Below are 23844 nucleotides of genomic sequence, written 5' to 3' on the forward strand. Positions count from 1 at the left end.
ACCTCAGCTCTTTCCGCCGTTGGCGGCCCAGGTCATGAAGTCGCCTATGGACCCGGCCGCGTCCGATATGCCCTCGAAGACTATCTGGACATAGCCCGCCGCCTTGGCCGGGTCCGTGATGATCACGTACAGCGCGAAGACCACGAGCGCGTACACGATGATCTTCTTCGCGTTCACCGCCACCGCGGCCCTCCCCTGTCCCTCGGCCCCACGGGCCCCTGCTGCAAGCGGCGAGTGTAACCGTCACGATCTTTTTTGGGGATCAACGGGCGCCACCACCTTGGCACTTGGCGTCCGGAGCCTGACGCACGAAGGGCCCCGTCTCTCGACGGGGCCCTTTCTTCGGCGGTAGCGGAGGGATTTGAACCCTCGGTGACTTGCGCCACACTCGCTTTCGAGGCGAGCTCCTTCGGCCGCTCGGACACGCTACCGAGGGAGACCTTACAGCACAGTGGGGCATGGTCTGAAATCGGTTCTCGCGGGGTCCCGGGACAGGGGCGCGGTGACCGGTCCCGCCCCGGTCAGCGGCCCCGGAAGAACTCCGTGAGCAGCCGTCCGCAGTCGTCGGCCAGGACGCCCTCGATCACCTCGGGGCGGTGGTTGAGGCGCCGGTCGCGCAGCACGTCCCACAGCGAGCCGGCCGCGCCCGCCTTGTCGTCCCGGGCGCCGTAGACCACCCGGTCGAGCCGGGACTGCTGGAGGGCGCCGCCGCACATCGTGCAGGGCTCCAGGGTGACGACGAGCGTGCAGCCGGTCAGCCGCCACTCGCCGAGCACCCGGGCGGCCCGGCGCAGCGCGAGGATCTCGGCGTGGGCCGTGGGGTCGCCGGTGGCCTCGCGCTCGTTGTGCCCGGTGGCCAGCACCGTCGTACCGTCCGGGGACAGCACGACGGCGCCGACGGGGACGTCCCCGCCGAGCGCGGCCCGCTCGGCCTCGGCCAGGGCGAGCCGCATCGCGGTTTCCCAGGGAGCGCGCACCGGGTCGGGCACGCCCCGCGTCTCTTCGGGGGCGGTCAGCGGACGGTCTCCAGCACCTCCGAGGCGCCGAGCGCCTCGGCGATCGCACCGAGCGCGTCGTCGGCACCGAGCGCGCGCAGTTCCTTCTCTCCGATGCCGAGGTCGTCGAGGATCTCGCGGTCGCCGACGGGGCTGTGCGGAACGGCGTCGGCGGAGGGGGTGTCCTCGCCGTCGTCGTCCTCCTCGTTCTCGCCGTCCTCTGTGCCGTCGAGGTCCAGCGAGTCCAGGTCGGGGCCGTCGTCCGCGCCCGGTTCGCGGCCCAGCAGCTCGTCGGTGAGCAGCAGCTCGCCGTACGCGCTGCGGGCGGCGGCGGCCGCGTCCGAGACGTAGATACGCGGGTCCTCCTCGCCGTCCACGCGGACGACGCCGAACCAGGAGTCCTCCTGCTCGATCAGGACGAGGACCGTGTCCTCCTCGGGCGAGGACTCGCGGGCCAGGTCGGCCAGATCGGACAGGGTCTCCACATCGTCGAGCTCCGTGTCGCTCGCTTCCCACCCGTCTTCGGTGCGCGCGAGCAGTGCGGCGAAGTACACCGTGACTCTCCCACTGGTCATAGGCGTGCCGGTTGGCGATCCCCCCGGCGGAGGTCTCTGGGCGGGAGGGGTTGTCGCCCCGGGGTCCGCCCACTGGGAATCGTGGCAGAAACAAGTCCGTCAGGGGACGTCTTCGGCTCCCTGTGTCTTGCTGTTCCGATCGTGCGTCCACAGCACGCCCGTCGCCGCCACCTGCGGATCGTACGCGGCTTTCCGGGCACCTACCCACGCCCGCCCTCCCGTCACGGCGGGGCGGACACGGTCCTGCTCACCGGGGCTTTTCCCACGGCCTTGCAGACAGGACCGTACGCCGCGGAGGCCCGCCGACGGAACGTTCACAGGGGCGTGGCGTGGCGCGGGGGCGCTGCGCTGGGCTCGGGGCGGGGAGTGTGTGGCGGGTGCGCTTCGGCGGGGTTGCTGCGGGGCGGGTGGTGGGTGTGGGCGGTGCGGGCGTCTGGTGGTCGGTGGGGGTCGATGGTGCGGTGCGGGAGCTGATCCGGTCCGGCCCTGTGGCCGGGGCGTGGGAATGGCCGTGGGGGCCGCAAGCGCCGGGGACCGGAGGCCTGTGCCTCGGGGCGCGGGGAGGTGGTCCGGTGGGTGGTTCGGTGCGGGTTTCGGCGTGCTCGGGTGCGCGCCCAGGTCCTCGATCGTGGCCCGGCGGCGGGAGGTTCGGCCCGCGGCGACGGTGGCTGCCGGGCCTTGCGGACGGCGCGCGATGCGAGGCGGGAGCGGGGCGCGGTTACTGTTAGAGACATGCGTCTCCACGTCGTCGACCACCCTCTGGTCGCTCACAAGCTCACCACGCTGCGCGACCAGCGCACCGACTCCGCCACCTTCCGCCGTCTCGCCGACGAGCTGGTCACCCTGCTCGCGTACGAGGCCACGCGGGACGTGCGCACCGAGGCCGTCGACATCCAGACGCCGGTCGCGCGGACCACCGGGGTGAAGCTCGCCCGCCCGCGTCCGCTGGTGGTGCCGATCCTGCGCGCCGGTCTCGGCATGCTGGACGGCATGGTCCGGCTGCTGCCGACCGCCGAGGTGGGCTTCCTCGGCATGATCCGCAACGAGGAGACGCTGCAGGCCGAGACGTACGCCTCCCGGATGCCGGAGGACCTCTCCGGCCGCCAGGTCTACGTGCTCGACCCGATGCTGGCCACCGGCGGCACCCTGGTCGCCGCGATCCAGGAGCTGATCAAGCGCGGCGCCGACGACGTGACCGCCGTGGTCCTGCTGGCCTCCCCCGAGGGCGTCGAGGTCATGGAGCGCGAGCTGGCCGACACCCCGGTCACCGTGGTCACCGCGGCCGTGGACGACCACCTCAACGAGAACGGCTACATCGTCCCGGGTCTGGGTGACGCGGGCGACCGTCTCTACGGCGCGGCCGAGTAGTACCCCCGCTCCCGGCCGTCGCCGGCCGGGCTCAGCAGTCCTTCTTGTCCTTCTTCACCACGGCCGCCGTCTGCGCGGGTTCGGTCAGCTTGACCACCGCCTGGTCGGCGGCCGTGCGCTGGTCCAGGGTCTTGAACGCGTCCCCGATGATCAGGTCGAGCGCGGCACCCTTGCGGGCCGCGTCGGTACGGCGCTCGGCGCCGGTGAGCTGCGTGCCGAGCACGGGGAGCGAGGTGTCGAGGGCGGTGGCGGGTCCGAGCAGGACGCCGGCGCCCTTGACCTTCTTGTCGAAGTCCTTGCTCGCGTTGCCCACGTCGCCGATCTTGAAGCCGCGCTTCTTCAGCTCGTCGGCGGTCTGCTTGGCGAGCCCCGCGCGCGTGGTCGCGTTGTAGACGTTCACCGTGATGGTGCCGGGCTTGGGCAGCGCCTTGACGGGAGCCGGGCTCGCCTTCTTGAGGCAGGCGGCGGACGCGGCGTTCGAGGCGTGCCGGTGGCCCGTGAAGACGTCGACGAGCTGGAGCGTGCCCCAGCCGACCAGGCCCAGTGCGGCGACGGACGCCACGGCGGCGGCGACGAGCCTGCCCCGCCGCCGGGGCGGGCGCATCCGAGGGTATGTCTCCCCCGTGATCCGGTACTTGCCGCCCATGCCGGGGGGAGTCAGCATACTCATGAGCCGCAGCGTAGTGCGCCGCGGCTGGGATGCCTATTAGATGATCAGCAGACGGAGTACAGCCCAACCCAAATGGGCTAACACCGGTACCGAGCAGGGCCGTCGGGCCGGCTCGGGGGAGTCCGCCGGGGTGGCTCAGGCGCGTTCGCCGGGGTGCTCAGCCGAGTTCGAGCACGCGCGCGTGCAGCACCTGACGCTGCTGCAGGGCGGCGCGGACCGCGCGGTGCAGCCCGTCCTCCAGATAGAGGTCGCCCTGCCACTTCACGACGTGGGCGAAGAGGTCGCCGTAGAACGTCGAGTCCTCGGCGAGCAGCGTCTCGAGGTCGAGCTGCTGCTTGGTGGTCACGAGCTGATCGAGGCGGACCGGGCGCGGCGCGACGTCCGCCCACTGCCGGGTGCTCTCCCGGCCGTGGTCGGGGTACGGCCGGCCGTTTCCGATGCGCTTGAAGATCACACGGAAAGCCTACCGGCCCAGACGTTCCGGGCGCAGCCATGGCGGCGTAGTGCGACGCTGAAAAAGCCACGGCACGTCATGGCAAGGCATGACAAAGGTGGCATACCGGAGACGATCGGAGACGATCGGGGACGAGACCAGCGGGGACAGGGGCCTCAAGATGACCGACCCGGGGACCGACGGCGCGACGGCGGACGGTGGAACGGCGGGTGAAAGTACGGCAGGTGACGGAGCGACGGGTGAGGGGACGGCGGGCGGGGACGCGGCACTTGCGGCTCCGGCCCGGCGGATCGCGGCCGGGTACGCCTTCACCGGCCCCGCCCTCGATCTGGGCGCCCTGCTGTGGGACGGCGCCTGCCACCCCGGCGCGCGGGTCCGCGTCCCGCTGCCGATGCTCAACCGGCACGGGCTGGTCGCGGGCGCCACCGGCACCGGCAAGACCAAGACGCTCCAGCTCGTCGCGGAACAGCTCTCGGCGCAGGGCGTTCCGGTGTTCCTCGCGGACGTGAAGGGCGACCTCTCCGGAATCTCCCGGCCCGGACCCGGCGGCGACCGGGTCGCCGCACGCGCCGCCGAGACGGGCCAGGAGTGGACGCCGGCCGGCTTCCCCGTGGAGTTCCTGGCGCTCGGCGGGATCGGCCACGGCATCCCCGTCCGCGCCACGGTCACGAGCTTCGGCCCGGTGCTGCTGTCCAAGGTGCTGGGGCTGAACCGCACCCAGGAGCAGTCCCTCGGGCTGATCTTCCACTACGCCGACACCAAGGGCCTGGAGCTGATCGACCTCAAGGACCTGCGCGCGGTCGTCGCCTTCCTCACCTCCGACGAGGGCAAGCCCGAGCTGAAGGGCATCGGCGGCCTGTCCACCGCCACGGCCGGGGTCATCCTGCGCTCCCTGACCGCGTTCGAGGCGCAGGGCATGGCGGACTTCTTCGGGGAGCCCGAGTTCGACACGGCCGAGCTGCTGCGGACGGCGCCGGACGGACGCGGTGTCGTCTCCGTCCTCGAACTGGCCGCCGTACAGGACAAGCCGGTCCTCTTCTCCACCTTCCTGATGTGGCTCCTCGCCGACCTCTTCCACGACCTGCCCGAGGCGGGCGACCTGGACAAGCCGAAGCTGGTGTTCTTCTTCGACGAGGCGCATCTGCTGTTCCACGACGCCTCGGACGCCTTCCTCGACGCCATCACGCAGACCGTGCGGCTGATCCGCTCCAAGGGTGTCGGCGTCTTCTTCGTCACCCAGACCCCGAAGGACGTCCCCTCCGACGTGCTCGGCCAGCTCGGCAACCGCGTCCAGCACGCGCTGCGCGCCTTCACCCCCGACGACCGGAAGGCGCTGAAGGCGACGGTGAAGACGTTCCCCGACTCGCCGTACGACCTGGAGGAACTGCTCACCGGGCTCGGCACGGGCGAGGCGGTGGTGACCGTCCTCAGCGAGACCGGTGCCCCGACTCCGGTCGCGGCCACCCGGCTGCGCGCCCCCGAGTCCCTGATGGGCCCGGTGGACGCGACGGAACTGGACCGGGCGGTCCGGGATTCGCCGCTGTACGAACGTTATGCACAGGCTGTGGACCGGGAATCGGCTTACGAGCGGCTGGGCGCGCGGGAGGCGGCGAAGCCTCCGGCCGGGAAGGGCGAAGCCAGGGGCGGGCGGAAGAAGGCCCCGGCCGAGGAGCCCTCGCTGGTGGAACAGGTCGTCGGGAGCGGGATGTTCAAGTCCCTGGCGCGTTCGGTCGGCACGCAGTTGGGGCGGGAGATCACGCGGTCGCTGTTCGGCACGGCTCGGCGGAGGCGGTAGCCCGCCCCCGCCGTCCCTGCCGTGCCGGTGTCAGCGGCGGTCCCCCTCCGGGGGCCGCTGCGGCTGACGGGGTGCCTCGCTGTCCGGCCGGGGCCGGCTGCTGCGCCGGGCCTCCGCGCGCAGCAGGGCGCGCAGGATCGCGTACGGGTCGATGGGCATGGCTGTGTTCCTCGCGTCGTGCCGGCAGAACGGTCCTCGGGTGACGAGCAGTTCTGTCAGCAGCGCAGGACGACCGTGCGGGGCCGGGGCGCGGGGGAGGGAGTGGCGGGCGTGGGGCGGGCACGGGGTGCGCTCGGTGCCGCGTCCTCGGGAGCGGGTGTGAGGGCGGGGGCGTCCGGCCGTCCCACGGTCCGGCCGACGCTCCGGGACGGGGTGAGGGGGACCTCGTGTTCACACTCCGCGACGGTGGTCGCGCCCGGTGCGGGTGCCGCCTGGGGCGCCTGCACGTGGGGCACCAGCAGGACGAGCAGCAGCAGAAGGACCCGCGACAGCGGGCGAAGGCTGCGGGCTCGGTCTGCTGCGGTGCTCACGGAGGGCCATGTGCCCACGTGACACCGGTGGCTCATCCAGAACCGGGGCAGATCCGCCCGCACGGCGTACGAGTGCGGGGCGAGGTTGACGGCCTCGCCCCGGCACCCCGCCGCAGCGGGGTCACACCGTCCGGGGAATCTTCTTCGCCCGGCTCCGGATGCTGAACGACGTGATGATCTCGACGATGCCCACCACGATCAGCCACCAGCCGCCGACCAGGGTCAGCACGGCGATGGACTCGAAGGGGGAGTCGATCAGGACGATGCCCGCGATGAAGGTGACGATGCCCAGGAAGATGTGCCAGCCCCGGGCGGGCATGTTGGTGTCGGAGATGGCGGCCATGGTCTGCGTGACGCCCCGGATCAGCCAGCCGATGCCGATGAACAGCGCGAGCAGCAGGATCGACTGCATCGGTCCGCGGAAGCAGAACAGACCCAGCACGATCGACAGGGCACCGCTGATGAAGGCCAGCACCCGCAGCGAGGTCTTCTTGTGCGTGCCGAAGGCGGAGACCAACTGGAACACACCGCTGACCAGCAGGTACACGCCGAACAGCACGCCCACCGCCAGCAGCGTGGCAGCGGGCCAGACCAGCACCAGGATGCCCAGGATCAGCGAGGCGATGCCGGTCAGCAGCACCACCTGCCAGGCCGCCTGGGACAGCGCGTGCAACGGCCCCTCGAACGGCGCCTCCGCCTCGGGATGCCTCCCCTGCTCGGTCCGGGCAGCCGCGTCGGTACGCGGCGCCCCGCTCGGCGTCGGGCTCGCGGGGCCCTTCGCGTCGTCATAGGCGTTGCCCCTGACGGGGCCTTCGCTCGGTGACTCGGTCATGTTCCATGCTTGGACCGAGCAGCCGAATTCCGCCACTCGGGAGCAGCCTGCGGGCCAGGGCTACTTCCCGGTCTTCGCCGCCTTCGCGGCCTTGGCCGCCGCCTTCATCTCCTGCTTGTGCGCGCGCACCTTCGCGAGGGAGTCCGGGCCGGTGATGTCGGCGACGGAGCGGTAGGACTCCTCCTCGCCGTAGGCGCCGGCGGCCTCGCGCCAGCCGGAGGGGCGTACGCCGAGCTGTTTGCCGAGGAGGGCGAGGAAGATCTGGGCCTTCTGTTTGCCGAAGCCGGGGAGGTCCTCCAGGCGCTTGAGGAGGGCGGCGCCGGTGTCGACGCCCTGCCACACCGCTTCGGCGTCGCCGTCGTAGTGCTCGACCAGGTACTGGCAGAGGGTCTGGACACGCTTGGCCATCGAGCCGGGGTAGCGGTGTACGGCCGGCTTCTCGGAGAGGAGCGCGGCGAACGCCTCGGGGTCGCGGGCGGCGATCTCGTGCGCGTCGAGGTCGTCGGCGCCCATGCGCCGCGCGATGGTCTCGGGGCCCTTGAACGCCCACTCCATCGGGATCTGCTGGTCGAGCAGCATCCCGACGAGCGCGGCGAGCGGACTGCGGCCGAGCAGCGCGTCGGCGGCCGGGTCCTGGGCGAGGTGCAGGGTGACGTCCATGGACCGATGATCCCGCGCGGGCGCCCGCCGCGCCGTCTCAGTCCGCGCGCCAGTACCCCAGCGCGTGCACCCGGGTCTTCGGCAGCCCCAGTTCCCTGCGGACGTACGTGCCGAGCGCGCGCGTCGTCCTCGTGTCGCAGGCGATCCAGACGTACGGGTCCTCGGTGGTGGAGAGGACCTCGGGCAGTTCGGCGCGGACCCGCTCGACCAGGTGGGCGCCCGCTCCCTGGCGGGGGACCTCGTGAAAGTGGTGCCGGTCGGGGTCGGCGGCGGAGGGCAGCCCGTCGCGCGTCCCCTCGAACCAGACGGTCGCCGGGACCGAACCCAGCTCGCCCAGCAGCGAGTTGATCGCGGGCAGCGATGCCGTGTCCCCGATGATCGCCAGGTGGGACGGCGCCGGGTCCGGGTGCTCGAAGCCCGTGCCCTGGACGGTCGCCTCGATGGTGTCGCCCGCCTTCGCCGCCCGCGCCCAGTCCGAGGCGCAGCCGTCGTGCAGCGCGAACTCCAGGGCGAAGGTGCCGGTCTGCGGTTCGGGGTCGACCAGGGTGTAGGCCCGCTGGTGGGGGCGGCCGTGGTCGGAGAACCACAGGCGGACCCACATGGTGGGGTGGACGCCGGTCGCGGCGAGCAGCCCGCCGTCGGTCAGCCGCAGCCGCCGGTAGTGCGGGGTCACGTCCTCGGCGCCGGTGACCGTGAACGTGAAGTCCTTCGCCCGCAGCAGTTTGAGGACCGCTCCCTCCCAGCCTCGCCCCTGGCCCATCGCCACTCCACCCCTCGCGTACGATTCCTCACCCAACGGTTAAGTTAGGCAAGCCTAACCTAAAGCAAAGGGGTGCTCCAGGGTGACCACCGAGACCTACCGCGACGCCTGGGGCATCCCCCATCTGCGGGCCACGACCGCACGCGAACTCGCCCGCGCCCAGGGCCGGGTGACCGCCCGCGACCGCGCCTGGCAGCTGGAGGTCGAACGGCACCGCGCCCAGGGCACCTCCGCCTCCTTCCTCGGCGCCCCCGCGCTGTCATGGGACGTGTTCGCCCGGCGCGCCCGCCTCGACGACACCGCGAGACGCTGCTTCGCCGCACTGGAGAGACGCGAGGCGGAGACGGCCGACTGGGTGCGCGCGTACGTGGAAGGGGTCAACGCGGGCCTGTCCGAAGGCGCCGCCCGCACACCGGAGTTCGACCGCGCCGGACTCGAACCGGGCCGCTGGGAGCCCTGGACCCCGCTCGGCGTCTGGCTCGCCACGCACATCCTCTTCGCCGGTTTCCCGGCCAAGCTCTGGCGCGAGGAGGCGATACGGCACCTCGGCCCCGAGGCGGTCGGCCTGTTCGCCACCGACGGTCCCGGCACCTCCGGCAGCAACGGCTGGCTCCTCGCCGGGGACCGCACCGACACCGGTCTCCCCCTGATCGCCGGAGACCCGCACCGCTTCATCGAGGACCCCGGCGTCTACCAGCAGATCCGCCTGTCCTGCCCCGAGTTCGACGTCGTCGGCATCGCCGTCCCGGGCGTCCCCGGCATCGCCCACTTCGGACACACCGGCACGGTCGCCTGGGCCATCACCAACGCCATGGCCGACTACCAGGACCTCTACCGCGAGCGGCTGCGCCGCACCGGCGCGGGCGTCCAGGCCCTCGGCCCCGACGGCGAGTGGCGGCGCGCCGCCCGGCACACCGAGTCGGTCGAGGTGGCGGGCGAGTCCCCGGTGGAGATCGAGGTCGTCGAGACCGAGCGCGGCCCGGTCGTCGCGGGCGGCCCGGAAGGGCTCGAATCCGGTTCCCCCGAGCCGGAATCGCCCACCGCCCTCGCCCTGCGCTACCCGCCCCGCGTCACCGAGGACCTCGGCTTCGGCGCCCTGCTCCCGCTGCTGCGCGCCCGCACCGTGGACGACGTGGACGACGCCCTGAACGCCTGGGCCGAGCCGGTCAACGTCGTCCAGGCCGCCGACACCGAGGGCGGCCTGCTGCACCGGGTCGCCGGCCGGGTACCGGCGCGCTCCGAGGCCAACCGGCGCCGTCTGGTGCCCGCCTGGGAGCCCGGCCACGAGTGGAACGGCTGGCTGGAGACCCCGCACGTCCCACTCACGGACGGCACCGCGGTGATGGCCAACCAGCGCGGCCTCGCCACCGCGCTCGGTGTCGAGTTCGCCGCCCCGCACCGCGCCGACCGCATCCACGCCCTGCTCCAGGAGCGCCGCGTCTGGTCCGCCGCCGAACTGCCCCGCATCCACACCGACACCCACCTCGGCTCGACCGGCGCGCTCCTCGACCGCGCCGCCGCACTCGAAGGACTCACCCCCGAGGCGGCCGCCCTGCGCGACCAACTCCACTCATGGGACCGGCACATGGACGCCGACAGCACCGACGCGGCGGCCTACGCGGCGCTCCGCTCGGCGGTCGTCCGACGCCTCGCCGCCCACCCGGCCCTCGCCGCCCTCACCGAACCGCCCGCCTACCCCGAGGTCCTCCTCCCCTGGATGTCCCTCACCGCGCGCATCGGCTACGCCCTCGAACACCTGCTATGCGCAAAGGAGTTGTATGGCATCGACCGCGACGGCGCCGTACGTGCCGCACTGGAGGAGGTCGCCGCCGCACCCCCCGCCGGACCCTGGTCCGACACCCACCGCCTCGCCCCATGGCGCGCGCTGCCCGGCGCGCCGCAGGGCGAGCCCGGCCTCGCCGGCGACCACGACTGCGTGCTGTGCACCTCCGCCGTTCCCGGCATCACCGACCTCGCGGGCCGGGGCCCCGCCGCCCGCTACGTCTGGGACCTGGCCGACCGTGCCAACAGCCGGTGGGTCGTCCCCTTCGGCGCGGACGGCGTGCCCGGCAGCGACCACCACCGCGACCAACTCCCCATGTGGCTCACGGGAGAACTGGCCCCCGTGGTCACCGACTGGACCCTCCTCACCCTCGAACACACGGAAGACCACGAGGACTTCGATGACTGATCAGAACGCCTTCGAGCAACCCCTCCCCGGCTTCGGCACCGTCCGCATCCGCCCCCTTGACCCGGCCGCCGACGCCGAGGTCGTCCACTCCTGGGTCAGCGAGGAACGCGCGGCGTTCTGGGGCATGAACGGCCTCACCCAGGCCCAAGTGGTGCAGATCTACGCTCACATGGCCGGACTTCCCACCCACCACGCGCACCTCGTCACCAAGGACGGCGCACCCGTCGCCCTGCTCCAGACCTACGAACCCGCCGCCGACCGCGTCAGCGAGGTGTACGAGGTCCGACCCGGCGACATCGGCGTCCACCTCCTGCTCGCCCCCGCCGGAACGGACGGCCACCGCCCCGGCTGGACCTCCGCCCTGCTGACCGCGATCGCGACGTACGTCCTGGTCGTGCTCGACCGCGAGCGCGTGGTGGTCGACCCGGACGTCCGCAACACCAAGGCCATCGCCCGCTTCGCCCGCCAGGGCTTCACCACCGGACCCGAGGTCGTCCTCCCGGAGATCGACCTCCCGGACGTGTACCTCCCCGAGAAGCGGGCCCAACTGGCCTTCCTGACCCGGGAGACGGCGTTCGCCCCCGGAAGCGGCACCGTTACCGTGTGAGCGCGACGCCACCGGCGTCCGTACGTAACGGGACACGCGGGACACACGGTCACGCGCGGGATGCGGAGGGCGGACGACGTGCGTGGTGAGGAGCGGCGGCGGCGCCGGATGCCGGGGTTCAAGGCGCCGTTCGGCGCGCTGCGCGGGGCGCTCACCGCCTGCGCCGCCCTCGTCCTGCTCGTGCTCGGCGCCGCCGTCCCCGCCTCCGCGCACGCCACGCTGCGGGGCTCCGACCCGGCCGACGGAACGGTTCTCCAGCGGGCCCCGCGCGAGCTGACCCTGACCTTCAGCGAGTCGGTCGGCCTGCTGACCGACTCCTTCCGCGTCTACGACCCCCGCAACCACCGTCTGCGCACCGGCGAGGCCGGCCACGCCCCCGGCCACTCCGACACCGCCCGCATCACCCTCCCCGCGCGCCTCGGCAAGGGCACCTACACGGTCGCCTGGCGGGTGGTCTCGGCCGACAGCCACCCCGTCTCCGGCGCCCTCACCTTCTCGGTCGGCGAGCGCACGGCCACCCCGGTCACCGCCCTCCCCGACCGCACCGAGAACCAGACCACCGCCGGCCTCTACAACATCGCCCGCTACCTCGCGTACCTGGCGATGGCCCTGCTGCTCGGCACGGCCGCGTTCGCGGCGTACTGCCGCCCGCCGAGCCGGGACCATCTGCGTCCGCTGCTCCTGGTGGGCGCGTGGACGCTGCTCGGCACGACGCTGGCGCTGCTTCTGCTGCGGGGGCCGTACGAGGAGGGCACGGCTCCGTCCAACGCCTTCGCCACCCTCGCCCGCACGGTGACCACCCGCCCGGGAGAACTGCTCCTGCTCCGCCTGCTGTTGCTGCTCGTCGCGGCGGCGGGCGTCCTGACCCTGCGGCACCGGCGCCGCCGGATACCGCGCCGGGCGGCCCTCACGTCCGCCGCCGTTCTCGCGGTGGCCCTCACCCTCACCTGGTCCGCCTCCGACCACGCCTCGGCGGGCATCCAGGTCCCGGTCGCCCTCGCCTCCACCACCCTGCATCTGCTGGCCACGGCGGCCTGGCTCGGCGGCCTGGCGGCCCTGCTGCTGACCCTGCGCCGCGCGAAGGACGCGGAGGCGCTGCCCCCGCGCGTGGTCACCCGCTTCTCCCGCGTGGCCCTGACCTCGGTCGTCGTCCTGGTGATCACCGGCACCTACCAGTCCTGGCGCGGCCTCGGCTCCTGGCAGGCGCTCACCGACACGTCGTACGGCCGCATCCTGCTGGCGAAGCTGGCGGCGGTGACGCTGCTGCTCCTGGCGGCGGCGTGGTCGCGGGTGTGGACGGCGAGCCTGGCGCGGCCGGCGGCGGAGCGGGTGCGGGTGCTGGAGGGGGCGGGGGCGCCCGCGGTCTCCCCGGTTCCCGAGCCGCTCTCCCCTTCGCTCACGCTGACGTACCTACGGCGCTCGGTGCTCGCGGAGGCGGCCGTGGCGGTGGTGGTCCTGGTGCTGACGACCTTGCTGACCAGCACATTGCCGGGCCGCGCGGCACAGGAGGCGGCGACCGGTGCGGGCCCGGCCGGGTCGGGTGTCGCCGGCATTCCGTCCGCCTCGGTCACCACGATCCCCTTCGACACCGGCACCACCGGCGGCCGTGGCCGGGTCCAGATCACCCTCGACCCCGGCCGGGTCGGCCCCAACTCCGTCCAGGCGGTCGTCTACGGCCCCGACGGCGGCTTCGCCTCCGTACCCGAGCTGCGGATCGCCTTTGTCCTGCCCAGCCGTGACCTGGGCCCGCTGGACACCAAGGTCACCGACCGCGGCGGCTACTGGGCGGCGAACACCTTCAGCCTGCCGATGCCGGGTACGTGGACGATGAAGGTGACGGTGCGGGTGTCGGAGCTGGACCAGGTGACGGTGGAGCGGCGGGTGCGGGTGGTGCGCTGATGGACACACGGGAGAGCGCGCGGGGGACCGCCTGATGCCCGCCCGGGAGGAGACGACCACCGAACGGCTGCGGCTGGACGGCACGGAGTTCGTCCTGCGTCTGACGCCCCGCGACTCCCGCCTCGGACTCCTCGCCCTGCACGGCGGTCTGGAGGGCGGCACGGCGGAACTCGCGGAGGAGGTGGCCGCGCGGACGGGTGCGACCTGCCTGACCTTTTCCCAGCCGGCGCCTCCCCGGACGCACATCTCGTCCCACCTCCTGTCCAAGGCGCGGTCGAGGACACTGGAGGCGTTCCTGTCCGCCGTGTCCCTGACGATCTCCCTGCACGGTCATCTGAGACCGGCGACTCCCGACGCGATCTTCCTGGGCGGGACCAACCGGGAGGCGGCGCAGATCCTGGCGGAGGCACTGCGCACCCTGACCCCGTCGTTCACACCGGTGACGGACCTGACGGCCATCCCCTCCGGCCTGCGCGGCCTCCACCCCAGCAACCCGGTGAACCTGACCCGGGAGGGTGGCGTACAGATCGAACTGCCCCTGACGGCACGGACACGGGGGCTGCGGGACGTACCGCCGGAGGAGGTGGTGGCGGGCGTGACGGAGGGCGTACGACGACTCGGCGCCCGGTCGAACTAGCCGAAGCTGAGGCTCCCCGTCCGCTCCCGCTTCAGCTCGAAGAAGTCCGGGTGCGCGGCGAGCGTCCGCACCGCGTCGAAGAGCCGCGCCGCTTCCTCCCCCCGCGGGATGCTGTTCAGCACGGGCCCGAAGAAGGCCGTACCGTCGATGTGCAGGGTGGGCGTCCCCACGTAACCACCGGCGGCCGGATCCTTCCCCGCGTCGTGGCTGCGCCGCAGGGCGTCGTCGTGCTCCGCGCTCCGCGCCGCCGCCGCCAGTCCGGCGGGCAACTTCAGTTCTTCCAGCGCCTCCAGGGTGACGGCGTCGAAGTCCTTGTTCCCCTTGTCGTGGATGCGGCTGCCGAGAGCGGTGTACAACTCCCGCAGTACGCCCTCGCCATGAGCCTCGCCCACCGCGACGGCGACCCGGACCGGCCCGAGCGAGCGGTCCACCAAGTCCCGGTACCACTCGGGAAGTTCATTGCCCTCGTTGTGCAGATACAGGCTCATGACGTGAAACCGCACGTCGAGCCCCCGCAACGGCTCCACTTCGAGAATCCACCGCGAGGTGATCCAGGCGAAGGGGCAGGCGGGGTCGAAGTAGAAGTCGACTCGGGTCGGAGACTGGGGAGTTGGCGCGTCGATGGTCATTGGGCGACGCTATGGGCGGAGGTGGCATGGCCGCGAGGTCCAATTCGGGGCGGGGATCGTGGGCCACTGCGCCCGCTCTCGCGTGATGCGATGTGCCCCGTCACCAGTCAGACGGCGCTGTCCACCCGGCTCAGTCCTGGAGCCCGAACCACCCCCGCAGGTGGGCGAAGTAGAGCGCCGCACGCACCACCCGCAGAACGAAGCGCAGCCCGAACCGCTCGGCCGCGAAGACGAAAAGCACCCCCGCAGCCGCTCCCTGAGCCGCATGACCGGCCGAGCAGAACAGGCGGGGTATGCGCCGCTTCCGCAGCGGGATGTCACATCGCAGACAGGTGCGGCCTTCGCGTTCGGCGGTGCCCGGCGCCCGGCTGTCCTCACTCATGCGCGCGACCCTAAGGCGTCCCGCCCAGCCTGCCCTCCCCGGGTGGCACTCCGGCCCCATGGGCGGGACTCCGAGGGATACGTCCGTCGGTGAAGGGAAGAGCCGCGGAGGCGAGGGCGCGGAAACCGGCGGGTGACCTGCCGAACGCCGTTCCCCGACGGTACGTTGACCGCCATGGCCAACCATCTCACCCCGCGGCGGACCGCCCGCACCTCGACCTCGCGGAGCGACTCCGCGTGGACGTGATCCTCGGCTACGTCTTCACGTTGCCGGCGGTGATCCTCGTGGGGTGGCTCCTGTCGTGGTGGGGGAGCCGACGGGTCCGGTGGATCATGCTGGGTGCCGGGGCCGTCGTCTCCGTGCTCTGCGTGGCTGTCGTCCTGCGGTCGGCGGGACCGCCGCCGGCACCCCGGGCCGTCGGCTGCCGGCCGCTTCTGGCGTGTACGGATCCGCGTCCGGGCTTCGTGGCCATCGGCGGCGCGATCGGTCTCGGGTGCTGCGTCGTGCTGCTGCTCCTCACCATCGGGGTCGAGGCGCTGCTGGACTGGAGGCGGCGCCGGGTCGTCTCCGGCTGAGGGCGTGTCGTCGCGCCGCCGCCCCGGCTCGGCGTCAACGGTTCGCAAAGTCGAAGGACTAGACCTGTCAGCAGCCTTGTCCCGTACCAACCCCGTGGACAAGCTGTGTACATGACACTCGGCGGGTGCTCGTTCCCGCCGGGCGGGCTGACGCGCCCCGGCGTCACCTGCCCGGGCGCGCCCCGCCGAAGAGGTCACAGCGGACCCCCACGCAAGCACGCCCCTTCCCCACGGAGGTCGGACAGATGCGCCCGAGATGTACCAAGCCGCGGCGCGGCAGATGGCGGAGAGTTCTCAACCTGGTGTCCGTCGTCGCGGTCATGACGGCGACCACCGCCGTCGCCTCGCTGGACGCCCAGGCGGCGGTGCCCCCGACGCCGTCGGGCTTCACGCTCACCTGGAGCGACGACTTCAACGGTGCCTCCGGCACCGGCATCGATCAGAACCTGTGGAAGTACGACACCGGGCCGGGCAGCAGCTTCGGCACCGGTGAGATCGAGACCATGACCAACAGCACCTCGAACGTCTACTACGACGGTCAGGGGCACCTGGTCCTCCAGGCACTCCACTCCGGCTCCGACCCCCGCTCCGGGTGGACGTCGGGGCGCGTGGAGACCCAGTCGGCGGGCTTCGGCGCCGCGGCGGGCGGCGTCGTACGCATCGAGTCCGTCCTCCAGCAGCCCAACGTCACCACCGCCAACGGCGCTGGTTACTGGCCCGCGTTCTGGATGCTCGGCGCCCCGCTGCGCTCCGGTGTGACCTGGCCGAAGTCCGGCGAGGTCGACATCATGGAGGACATCAACGGCCGCAGCTCCGTCTTCAGCACGCTGCACTGCGGGGTGAACCCCGGCGGACCGTGCAACGAGTCGACCGGCATCGGCTCCGGCGAACGCGCCTGCTCCGGCTGCCAGACCGGCTTCCACGACTACGCCGCCGAGATCGACCGCTCGGTGTCGCCGGAGCAGATCCGCTTCTACCTCGACGGCAACAACTTCTTCACCGTCAACGCCAGCCAGGTGGACGCGACGACCTGGGCGGACGCGGTCGACCACCCCTTCTTCATCATCTACGACCTGGCGATCGGCGGCGGCTTCCCGGACGCCTTCGGCGGTGGTCCGAACGCGGCCACGGTCTCCGGCGGCAAGCTGGTCGTCGACTCGGTGGCCGTGTACAACAAGGGACCGGGCTCCGGGGGCGGGGGCGGGGGCGGTTCGGTGACCGGCCAGACCATCACCGGTCCCGGCGGCAAGTGCGTGGACGTGTCCGGTGACGACACCGGCGGTGACGGCACCGCGGTCCAGTTGTGGGACTGCCAGCAGGGAGCCAAGGACCAGCACTGGACCTGGAGCGGCCAGACCCTCCAGACCCTCGGCAAGTGCCTGGACATCGCCGGAGGCGACAGCGCCGCCGGGACGAAGCTGCAACTCGCCACGTGCAACAACGGCGGCTACCAGAACTGGCTCCGCCAGAGCGACGGCACGCTGCGCAACCCGGCCTCGGGCCGCTGCGTCGACTCACCCTCCGGTGCCACCGCCAACGGCACCCGCCTGCAGATCTGGGACTGCAACGGCTCCGGCGCCCAGCAGTTCGCCATCGGCACCCCGATCTACGGTCCGGGCGGCAAGTGCGTGGACGTGGCGGGCGACGACACCGGCGGCGACGGCACCGCCGTCCAGCTGTGGGACTGCCAGCAGGCCACCTCCCTGGACCAGAAGTGGACCTGGAACGGCCAGACCCTGCGCACCCTCGGCAAGTGCCTGGACATCGCCGGCGGCGCGAACGCGGCCGGCACCAAGCTCCAACTCGCCACCTGCAACGGCGGCGGCTACCAGAACTGGGTCCCAGGCGCCGACGGCTCCCTCTCCAACCCGACCACGGGCCGCTGCGTCGACTCCCCCTCGGGCGCCACCGCCAACGGCACCCGCCTCCAGATCTGGGACTGCAACGGCTCCGCCGCCCAGAAGTTCTCCCTGGCCTGAGAACAGCCCCTCACGTCGAAGGGCCCCGCTGCAAGCAGCGGGGCCCTTCGACTTAGTGCCCGGTGAGGCACTTGGCGGAGGATACGAGATTCGAACTCGTGAGGGGTTGCCCCCAACACGCTTTCCAAGCGTGCGCCCTAGGCCTCTAGGCGAATCCTCCGCCGCAAACATTACATGACCGCGGAGGGTGCTCGCGAACCTCGTTCCGGAGGCTCGGACGGGGGCTCGGACCAGGGCTCTTCGCGGGGGGTGCGAGACGTCTCGCGGTGAGCCCTGGCGAGGTACCTCCCACCGGTCCGGATCGGGTACTCTTTCGGCAGCCCCCCACGCGGTGCTATCTGACTGAACTCCCCCAGGGCCGGAAGGCAGCAAGGGTAGGTCGGCTCTGGCAGGTGCGTGGGGGGCCCTTGCTTTTTCCCGAGCGCGGGGCGGGGCCCAGGCTGTGACCTGCGGTGGGACGGTGCCCGGTTCCGGAGCGCGGCCGGTTGTCGGTGCTCCCCTATAACCTCGTATGCGTGTCGTCTCTCGCGCTGTACCGCCGCTACCGACCCGAGACCTTTGCCGAGGTCATCGGGCAGGAGCATGTCACCGACCCGCTGCAGCAGGCGCTGCGGAACAACCGGGTCAATCACGCGTACCTGTTCAGCGGGCCGCGCGGATGTGGCAAGACGACCAGCGCGCGCATCCTGGCCCGCTGTCTGAACTGTGAGCAAGGTCCCACGCCCACGCCCTGCGGTCAGTGCCAGTCGTGCCAGGACCTCGCGCGCAACGGCCCGGGATCGATCGACGTCATCGAGATCGACGCCGCGTCGCACGGTGGTGTGGACGACGCCCGTGAGCTGCGCGAGAAGGCGTTCTTCGGCCCCGCCTCCAGCCGGTACAAGATCTACATCATCGACGAGGCCCACATGGTCACGTCGGCCGGCTTCAACGCCCTGCTCAAGGTCGTCGAAGAGCCGCCGGAGCACCTCAAGTTCATCTTCGCCACCACCGAGCCCGAGAAGGTCATCGGGACGATCCGGTCGCGGACCCACCACTACCCCTTCCGGCTCGTGCCCCCGGGCACCCTGCGCGAGTACCTCGGCGAGGTCTGCCAGAAGGAGAAGATCCCGGTCGAGGACGGCGTCCTGCCGCTCGTCGTGCGCGCCGGTGCCGGTTCCGTCCGTGACTCCATGTCCGTCATGGACCAGCTCCTCGCCGGTGCCGGCGAGGACGGTGTGACGTACCCCATGGCCACCTCCCTCCTCGGGTACACCGACGGCTCCCTCCTCGACTCCGTGGTCGAGGCATTCGCCACCGGTGACGGCGCCGCCGCCTTCGAGGTCGTCGACCGCATCATCGAGGGCGGCAACGACCCCCGCCGCTTCGTCGCCGACCTGCTGGAGCGGCTGCGCGACCTGGTGATCCTCGCCGCCGTGCCCGACGCCGTCGAGAAGGGGCTCATCGACGCCCCCGCCGACGTCCTGGAGCGGATGCAGGCCCAGGCCGAGACCTTCGGCGCCGCCGAGCTGAGCCGCGCCGCCGACCTGGTCAACGAGGGCCTGACCGAGATGCGCGGCGCCACCTCGCCCCGCCTCCAGCTCGAACTCATCTGCGCCCGCGTCATGCTCCCGGCCGCCTACGGCGACGAGCGCTCCGTCATGGCCCGCCTCGACCGCCTTGAGCGCGGGGTCGGAGCCGGTATCGGTGCAGGAGCCGGTGTCGGTGCCGCCCCCGTCGCCCCGGCCATGGGGTACGTCCCCGGCCCCGACGCCCACCCCGGCATGGGCACGGCCGAGCCCTCGGGACCTTCGATGCCGCCCGGCGGGGGGCCCGCCGCGGCCCGGGCCGCCGTACGGGGACAGGGCCCGGGCGCTCCCGCGGCCGTACCGCCGGTCGCCCCGGCTCCCGTCGCGCCTCCCGCGCCCACTCCCGCACCTGCGCCTGCGGCTCCCGAGCCCGTGGAGCAGCCGCCCGCCGCTCCCGCCGCCTCCGCCCCGGCCCCGGGCGCCTGGCCCACCGCCGCCCCCGTGGGCAGCGGCCGCCGCCCCGGCGGCTGGCCCACCGCCGCCCCGGCCGGTGGCGGCGGCGCCCAGCCGCAGTCGCAGCCGCAGTCCCCGAGCCGCCCGCAGCAGCAGCCGCAGACCCCGGCCGCCGCGCCCCAGACCCAGGCCCCCGCTCCCGCCCCCGCCGGCGGCCTCGACCCCCGCGTCCTGTGGCCGAACATCCTGGAAGCCGTCAAGAACCGCCGCCGCTTCACCTGGATCCTGCTCAGCCAGAACGCCCAGGTCGCGGGCTTCGACGGCACCACCCTCCAGATCGCCTTCGTCAACGCGGGCGCCCGTGACACCTTCACGAGCGGCGGCAGCGAAGACGTCCTGCGCCAGGCGCTCGCCGAGCAGTTCAACGTGCAGTGGAAGATCGACGCGGTCGTGGACCCCTCGGGTGGCGGCTCCGCGCCCCCGCCCGGCCCCCCGCAGGGCTACGGCTCCGCACCCGCCGGGGGCTACGGCGCCCCGGCGTCCGCCCCGCGCCCCGCCGCCCCTTCACCCCAGCCCGCCACGCAGCAGCAGCCGTCCGCCGCACCCGAGGCGAGACCCCCGGCCCCGGCGGCCCCCGCGCCCACCCCCGCTCCCGTGCGCCACGTCTCGCCCGAGGACGACACCCCCGAGGACGACGACCCCGACCTGGACGAGTCGGCCCTCTCCGGCCGCGACCTGATCGTGCGGGAACTGGGCGCCACGGTCGTCGAGGAGATCTCCAACGACCAGTGAGCGGCCGCGAGCGGTCAACCCGCTTGTGGGATCGCACGAATTCACCGGCCTCCGGGGTTCGGTCACCCAGCCGATAGGCTGACCCCCGTGAAGGTCCTCGTCATCGGCAGCGGCGCCCGCGAACACGCCCTGTGCCGCTCCCTGTCCCTCGACCCCGACGTCACCGCGCTGTACTGCGCCCCCGGCAACGCCGGCATCGCCGAGGTGGCCGAGCTGCACCAGGTCGACGCGCTCGACGGCAAGGCCGTCGCCGCGCTGGCCGGTGAGCTGGAGGCCGACCTCGTCGTGGTCGGCCCGGAGGCGCCCCTGGTCGCCGGTGTCGCCGACGCCGTGCGCGAGGCGGGCATCCCCGTGTTCGGCCCCTCGCAGGAGGCCGCGCTGCTCGAGGGGTCCAAGGCGTTCGCCAAGGACGTCATGGCGGCGGCCGGGGTGCCGACCGCCCGCTCCTACGTCTGCACGACGCCCGAAGAAGTCTCCGTGGCTCTCGACGCCTTCGGCGCGCCCTATGTCGTCAAGGACGACGGGCTGGCCGCGGGCAAGGGCGTCGTCGTCACCGAGGACGCGGAGGCGGCCCGGGCCCACGCGGCCGCGTGCGAGCGCGTGGTGATCGAGGAGTTCCTCGACGGCCCCGAGGTCTCGCTCTTCGCGATCACCGACGGCGTGAGCGTCGTACCGCTCCAGCCCGCGCAGGACTTCAAGCGCGCGCTCGACGGCGACGAGGGTCCGAACACCGGCGGCATGGGCGCGTACTCGCCGCTGCCGTGGGCCGACCCGAAGCTGGTGGACGAGGTGCTGCGCACCGTGCTCCAGCCGACCGTGGACGAGATGCGCAGGCGCGGCACGCCCTTCTCCGGGCTGCTGTACGCCGGGCTCGCCATCACCTCGCGCGGGGTGCGGGTCATCGAGTTCAACGCGCGCTTCGGAGACCCCGAGACGCAGGTCGTGCTGGCCCGGCTGAAGACCCCGCTGGCCGGGGTGCTGCTCGCCGCCGCGAACGGCACGCTCGGGGACCTGGAGCCCCTGCGCTGGAGCGACGACGCGGCCGTCACCGTCGTCGTCGCCTCGCACAACTACCCCGGTACCCCGCGCACCGGCGACCCGATCACCGGTCTGGACGAGGTGGCCGAGCAGGACGCCCCGCACGCCTACGTCCTGCACGCCGGGACCCGGCGCGAGGGCGAGGAGATCGTCAGCGCGGGCGGCCGGGTGCTGTCCGTCACGGCGGTCGGCGAGGATCTGGCGAAGGCGCGCGAGCGGGCGTACCGCGCGCTGACCCGGATCGGGCTGGACGGCTCGCAGCACCGCGGTGACATCGCCGCGCGGGCGGCCGAGGCGTAACCCCGGGTTTTTCCGATCAGGCCCCGGACATGCGTGAATCCGGGGCCTGATCTTTGCTTTCTGTCACCCACCTCTAACCAAAGCCATTCCATCGAGTGAGCAATCAGCTATCCGGCTGACGGGGGCCGGGGCCCCAACTATGGTGCGGCGCAAGCATTCCGGCACTTGGCCCACCGGCATTGCGATGTCGGTGGTGGGTGCCACAGTGGGGGAGTGGGCAACGCCAGGAGAGCACGGGAGCGGCACGGAGGGGGTGAGCTCCGCTCATGACCGGAATCGGTGGGGAGGCGGGCGCGCGGGCCGCGCGTTCGCGGGCCCTGGCCGTGCTGCGGGTCCGGGGCCGCGCGCTGGGCGTGGCACTGCTGCCCGCGGCGGCCGAGGTGATCCTGCTGACGGGTGGTGCCACCGGCCAGTTCGCCGGACCCGGCTGGGATCTGGCCCGCTGGATCGTCGGCGGCTTCGCGCTGGTGGTGCTGCTGGCGGCAGCCGGCATCGCCCTGGTCGTGGCCCGCGCGCGGCCGGCCGAGACGCCCACGGTGCCGGTTCCGGAGCGGGCCGCGCCGGATCTGTACCGGCTGGTGCGGGACCTGGCCGAGCGCCTCGACGTGCCCGCGCCGTCCGCGATAGCGCTCACGCCCGACTGCGACAGTTGGCTGGAGGACCGCACGCACCCGGCGCACGGGCCTCCGGCGCGGGAGACGGCCGCGCCCGCAGAGGTGCCCGGACTCGCCCCTGTCCCCGGTGCGGACCCCCGCGCGCCGCACCGTGCGGTGACCGCGCCCGTCCTCGTCATCGGCTCCCCGTTCCTGTGGTGGATGCGGGTGGCCGAGCTGCGCGCGGTGCTCGCCCCGGTCGTCGCCGGTACGGGCCCGTCCGCGCACCCGGACATAGCCGCCGCCCGGCGCTTCGTACGGGGCCTGGACGCGGCGGTGGCCGTCTCCGCGACGAGCGGGCGCTGTCCGCTGACCCGGGGGGTGTGCGGGGCGCTCGGCTGGATGGCCAGGCTGCTGCTGCGCGCCTGCCGGGAGCACGCGGTGCTGATGGAGCGTGGGGTCGCCGCGGCGGCGGCCGAGCGGGCCCAGGCGGTGGACTACGGCCCCCGGATCGTCGCCCAGGAGCAGGTCGGGCTCGCCTACGCGGGCTGGGACCGGCTGCTGACCAAGGTCGCGCTGCCCGCCTGGCGGATGGGCCGCTGGCCGTCCCGCCTGGACGCGGGCGTGGTAGCGGCGCTGACCGAGCTGTCCCGGCGCGACCGGCTGGCCGAGGGCTTCACCTCGCGGCTCGGTGAGCGCCCGGCCTGCGACCTCCTGGAGGAGCCGGGGGTCGCGGACGAGGCGGTCTCCCTGCTCGCCGCCCGCCTCTTCCACGGCGCCCCGGCGGGCCCGGGCCCCCAGTGGTCCCCGGTCGACTGGCACGCCTACCCGGAGGAGGTCGTCGACCGCACCTGGCGCGCGGAGGCGGCCCGCCTCCACCGCGTCCTGGACGCCCTCCCCGACCGTCCCCCGGCCCCGGGCGGCGCCACTCTGGCGCGGGTTCTGGACCATCTGGCGGCTCCCCCCGGGGTGCCCGGGCGCAGGAAGCCGGACGACGACGCACCGGCCGGCCCCGTCGACGCACCGACCACGCCCGCCGACGCCCTCGCGCGGACCGACCCCGAGGACCCCGACCCCACCACCGAACGAGGCTCCGCCCTCGCCGCCGGTCTCAGCGCCGAGCTGGCCCGGGAGGAGAGCGGCGTGCCCCGGGGCGCCACCGCCTCCGGACTCGGGCGGGACGGCGCGTCGTGGGACGACGGCGCCCTGCCGCTGTTCCCCCTGCAGCCGCCCCGGACCGGCCGGGAGCTGCTCGTCGCGCACGTCACCGCGATGGTGTGCTGCGCGGCCGTCGACTCGGCGGGAGCCGCACCGGGCCTCGACTGGCTCGACGGGCCGACGCTGCTCCTCGGCGGCAAGCGGGCCGCCGACCTCGGGCCGAGGGTGCTCAGCCTGATCGAGGAGGGCGACCCGGCGCCGCTGCGGGACTGGCTCGCCGCCGCCGGGATACGTCCGGAGAAGCCGGTCCGGCTGGGCTGACTTCGGCCGATAACGGAGCACGGACTTCCACTTCAGGCCAATTCACAACGAATAGTGACCGGAGACGTGCTTTATGTGATGTGCTGGGACCGACACGCACATGGCATCGGCATAAGACACGCCGAGCAGACCCGCACCGAGCG

Annotated in this window: 23 protein-coding genes, 2 tRNA genes and 1 other RNA gene; 12 read left to right on the forward strand and 14 right to left on the reverse strand. The window is 73.0% G+C overall.

Annotated elements, in window-relative coordinates; translation table 11 throughout:
- Window positions 1-3: 3 nt before the first annotated feature.
- The 4 genes from ACWEEU_RS22835 to ACWEEU_RS22850 all read right to left on the reverse strand — a co-directional run bounded on the left by ACWEEU_RS22835 (window position 4) and on the right by ACWEEU_RS22850 (window position 1549).
- Window positions 4-183, reverse strand: a complete 180-nt coding sequence (locus tag ACWEEU_RS22835; RefSeq protein WP_161179052.1) for a hypothetical protein — start codon at window positions 181-183, stop codon at window positions 4-6.
- A gap of 163 nt (window positions 184-346) precedes the next feature.
- Window positions 347-431, reverse strand: a tRNA-Ser gene (locus ACWEEU_RS22840).
- A 90-nt stretch (window positions 432-521) separates the two neighbouring features.
- Window positions 522-953, reverse strand: coding sequence for a tRNA adenosine(34) deaminase TadA (gene tadA / locus ACWEEU_RS22845; protein ID WP_037801730.1), 432 nt, complete (start codon window positions 951-953; stop codon window positions 522-524).
- Window positions 954-1012: 59 nt separating this feature from the next.
- Complete coding sequence (locus ACWEEU_RS22850) at window positions 1013-1549, reverse strand: tRNA adenosine deaminase-associated protein (RefSeq protein ID WP_385746347.1); 537 nt, start codon at window positions 1547-1549, stop codon at window positions 1013-1015.
- Window positions 1550-2302: 753 nt separating this feature from the next.
- On the opposite strand from ACWEEU_RS22850, the gene upp reads away from it, so the two are divergent.
- Window positions 2303-2938 (forward strand): uracil phosphoribosyltransferase, encoded by a 636-nt coding sequence (upp, locus tag ACWEEU_RS22855; RefSeq protein WP_385746311.1) that lies wholly within the window; start codon window positions 2303-2305, stop codon window positions 2936-2938.
- Window positions 2939-2969: 31 nt separating this feature from the next.
- Here upp and ACWEEU_RS22860 read toward each other — a convergent pair whose 3' ends face one another.
- Both ACWEEU_RS22860 and ACWEEU_RS22865 read right to left on the reverse strand, forming a co-directional pair.
- A complete protein-coding gene (locus tag ACWEEU_RS22860; RefSeq protein ID WP_385746314.1) occupies window positions 2970-3608 on the reverse strand; it encodes a LytR C-terminal domain-containing protein in 639 nt (212 codons plus the stop codon).
- A gap of 157 nt (window positions 3609-3765) precedes the next feature.
- A complete protein-coding gene (locus ACWEEU_RS22865; protein ID WP_003986294.1) occupies window positions 3766-4062 on the reverse strand; it encodes a type II toxin-antitoxin system VapB family antitoxin in 297 nt (98 codons plus the stop codon).
- Between the two features lie 160 nt (window positions 4063-4222).
- Here ACWEEU_RS22865 and ACWEEU_RS22870 point away from each other — a divergent pair, with 160 nt between their 5' ends.
- Complete coding sequence (locus ACWEEU_RS22870; RefSeq protein WP_451734624.1) at window positions 4223-5857, forward strand: helicase HerA-like domain-containing protein; 1635 nt, start codon at window positions 4223-4225, stop codon at window positions 5855-5857.
- Between the two features lie 30 nt (window positions 5858-5887).
- Here ACWEEU_RS22870 and ACWEEU_RS22875 read toward each other — a convergent pair whose 3' ends face one another.
- The 5 genes from ACWEEU_RS22875 to ACWEEU_RS22895 form a co-directional block, all read right to left on the reverse strand.
- A complete protein-coding gene (locus ACWEEU_RS22875; protein WP_385746318.1) occupies window positions 5888-6016 on the reverse strand; it encodes a hypothetical protein in 129 nt (42 codons plus the stop codon).
- 56 nt (window positions 6017-6072) lie between these two features.
- A complete protein-coding gene (locus tag ACWEEU_RS22880) occupies window positions 6073-6387 on the reverse strand; it encodes a hypothetical protein (RefSeq protein WP_451734626.1) in 315 nt (104 codons plus the stop codon).
- A gap of 121 nt (window positions 6388-6508) precedes the next feature.
- Window positions 6509-7219, reverse strand: a complete 711-nt coding sequence (locus tag ACWEEU_RS22885) for an HdeD family acid-resistance protein (protein WP_385746322.1) — start codon at window positions 7217-7219, stop codon at window positions 6509-6511.
- Between the two features lie 60 nt (window positions 7220-7279).
- Window positions 7280-7879 (reverse strand): HhH-GPD-type base excision DNA repair protein, encoded by a 600-nt coding sequence (locus tag ACWEEU_RS22890; protein ID WP_385746323.1) that lies wholly within the window; start codon window positions 7877-7879, stop codon window positions 7280-7282.
- 37 nt (window positions 7880-7916) lie between these two features.
- Window positions 7917-8639 carry a siderophore-interacting protein gene (locus tag ACWEEU_RS22895; protein ID WP_451734629.1) on the reverse strand — a complete coding sequence of 241 codons (723 nt, stop codon included), beginning with the start codon at window positions 8637-8639 and terminating at the stop codon, window positions 7917-7919.
- Between the two features lie 82 nt (window positions 8640-8721).
- Between ACWEEU_RS22895 and ACWEEU_RS22900 the strand changes: the two genes are divergently transcribed.
- From ACWEEU_RS22900 to ACWEEU_RS22915, 4 genes are all read left to right on the forward strand, one after another.
- Window positions 8722-10830, forward strand: coding sequence for a penicillin acylase family protein (locus tag ACWEEU_RS22900; RefSeq protein ID WP_451734631.1), 2109 nt, complete (start codon window positions 8722-8724; stop codon window positions 10828-10830).
- Complete coding sequence (locus ACWEEU_RS22905; RefSeq protein WP_385746329.1) at window positions 10823-11437, forward strand: GNAT family N-acetyltransferase; 615 nt, start codon at window positions 10823-10825, stop codon at window positions 11435-11437. The genes ACWEEU_RS22900 and ACWEEU_RS22905 overlap by 8 nt, the downstream gene beginning before the upstream one ends.
- A gap of 108 nt (window positions 11438-11545) precedes the next feature.
- Window positions 11546-13336, forward strand: a complete 1791-nt coding sequence (locus ACWEEU_RS22910) for a copper resistance CopC/CopD family protein (protein ID WP_451734691.1) — start codon at window positions 11546-11548, stop codon at window positions 13334-13336.
- Between the two features lie 34 nt (window positions 13337-13370).
- Entirely contained in the window at window positions 13371-13973 is a 603-nt protein-coding gene (locus ACWEEU_RS22915; protein WP_451734633.1) for a poly-gamma-glutamate hydrolase family protein, read from the forward strand.
- Here the strand turns inward: ACWEEU_RS22915 and ACWEEU_RS22920 are convergent.
- Window positions 13970-14602 carry a mycothiol-dependent nitroreductase Rv2466c family protein gene (locus ACWEEU_RS22920; protein WP_385746333.1) on the reverse strand — a complete coding sequence of 211 codons (633 nt, stop codon included), beginning with the start codon at window positions 14600-14602 and terminating at the stop codon, window positions 13970-13972. The two genes, ACWEEU_RS22915 and ACWEEU_RS22920, sit on opposite strands and share 4 nt — an antisense overlap.
- A 130-nt stretch (window positions 14603-14732) precedes the next feature.
- The gene (locus tag ACWEEU_RS22925) at window positions 14733-14984 is read right to left on the reverse strand and encodes a hypothetical protein (RefSeq protein WP_451734635.1); all 252 of its coding nucleotides are present in this window, start codon (window positions 14982-14984) and stop codon (window positions 14733-14735) included.
- 236 nt (window positions 14985-15220) lie between these two features.
- On the opposite strand from ACWEEU_RS22925, the gene ACWEEU_RS22930 reads away from it, so the two are divergent.
- Together ACWEEU_RS22930 and ACWEEU_RS22935 are read left to right on the forward strand one after the other, a co-directional pair.
- Window positions 15221-15559 carry a hypothetical protein gene (locus ACWEEU_RS22930; RefSeq protein WP_451734637.1) on the forward strand — a complete coding sequence of 113 codons (339 nt, stop codon included), beginning with the start codon at window positions 15221-15223 and terminating at the stop codon, window positions 15557-15559.
- Between the two features lie 302 nt (window positions 15560-15861).
- Complete coding sequence (locus tag ACWEEU_RS22935; RefSeq protein WP_451734639.1) at window positions 15862-17538, forward strand: ricin-type beta-trefoil lectin domain protein; 1677 nt, start codon at window positions 15862-15864, stop codon at window positions 17536-17538.
- A gap of 72 nt (window positions 17539-17610) precedes the next feature.
- Here ACWEEU_RS22935 and ACWEEU_RS22940 read toward each other — a convergent pair.
- Window positions 17611-17698, reverse strand: a tRNA-Ser gene (locus ACWEEU_RS22940).
- Between the two features lie 155 nt (window positions 17699-17853).
- On the opposite strand from ACWEEU_RS22940, the gene ffs reads away from it, so the two are divergent.
- The 4 genes from ffs (at window position 17854) to ACWEEU_RS22960 (ending at window position 23701) form a co-directional block, all read left to right on the forward strand.
- An RNA gene (gene ffs / locus ACWEEU_RS22945) (signal recognition particle sRNA small type) lies at window positions 17854-17950 on the forward strand.
- A 103-nt stretch (window positions 17951-18053) separates the two neighbouring features.
- Complete coding sequence (locus ACWEEU_RS22950; RefSeq protein WP_451734641.1) at window positions 18054-20291, forward strand: DNA polymerase III subunit gamma and tau; 2238 nt, start codon at window positions 18054-18056, stop codon at window positions 20289-20291.
- Window positions 20292-20378: 87 nt separating this feature from the next.
- The gene (purD, locus tag ACWEEU_RS22955; protein WP_385747264.1) at window positions 20379-21629 is read left to right on the forward strand and encodes a phosphoribosylamine--glycine ligase; all 1251 of its coding nucleotides are present in this window, start codon (window positions 20379-20381) and stop codon (window positions 21627-21629) included.
- A 266-nt stretch (window positions 21630-21895) separates the two neighbouring features.
- Complete coding sequence (locus ACWEEU_RS22960; protein ID WP_451734643.1) at window positions 21896-23701, forward strand: hypothetical protein; 1806 nt, start codon at window positions 21896-21898, stop codon at window positions 23699-23701.
- The last annotated feature ends 143 nt before the right edge of the window (window positions 23702-23844 follow it).

The sequence above is a fragment of the Streptomyces sp. NPDC005004 genome (assembly GCF_053600675.1).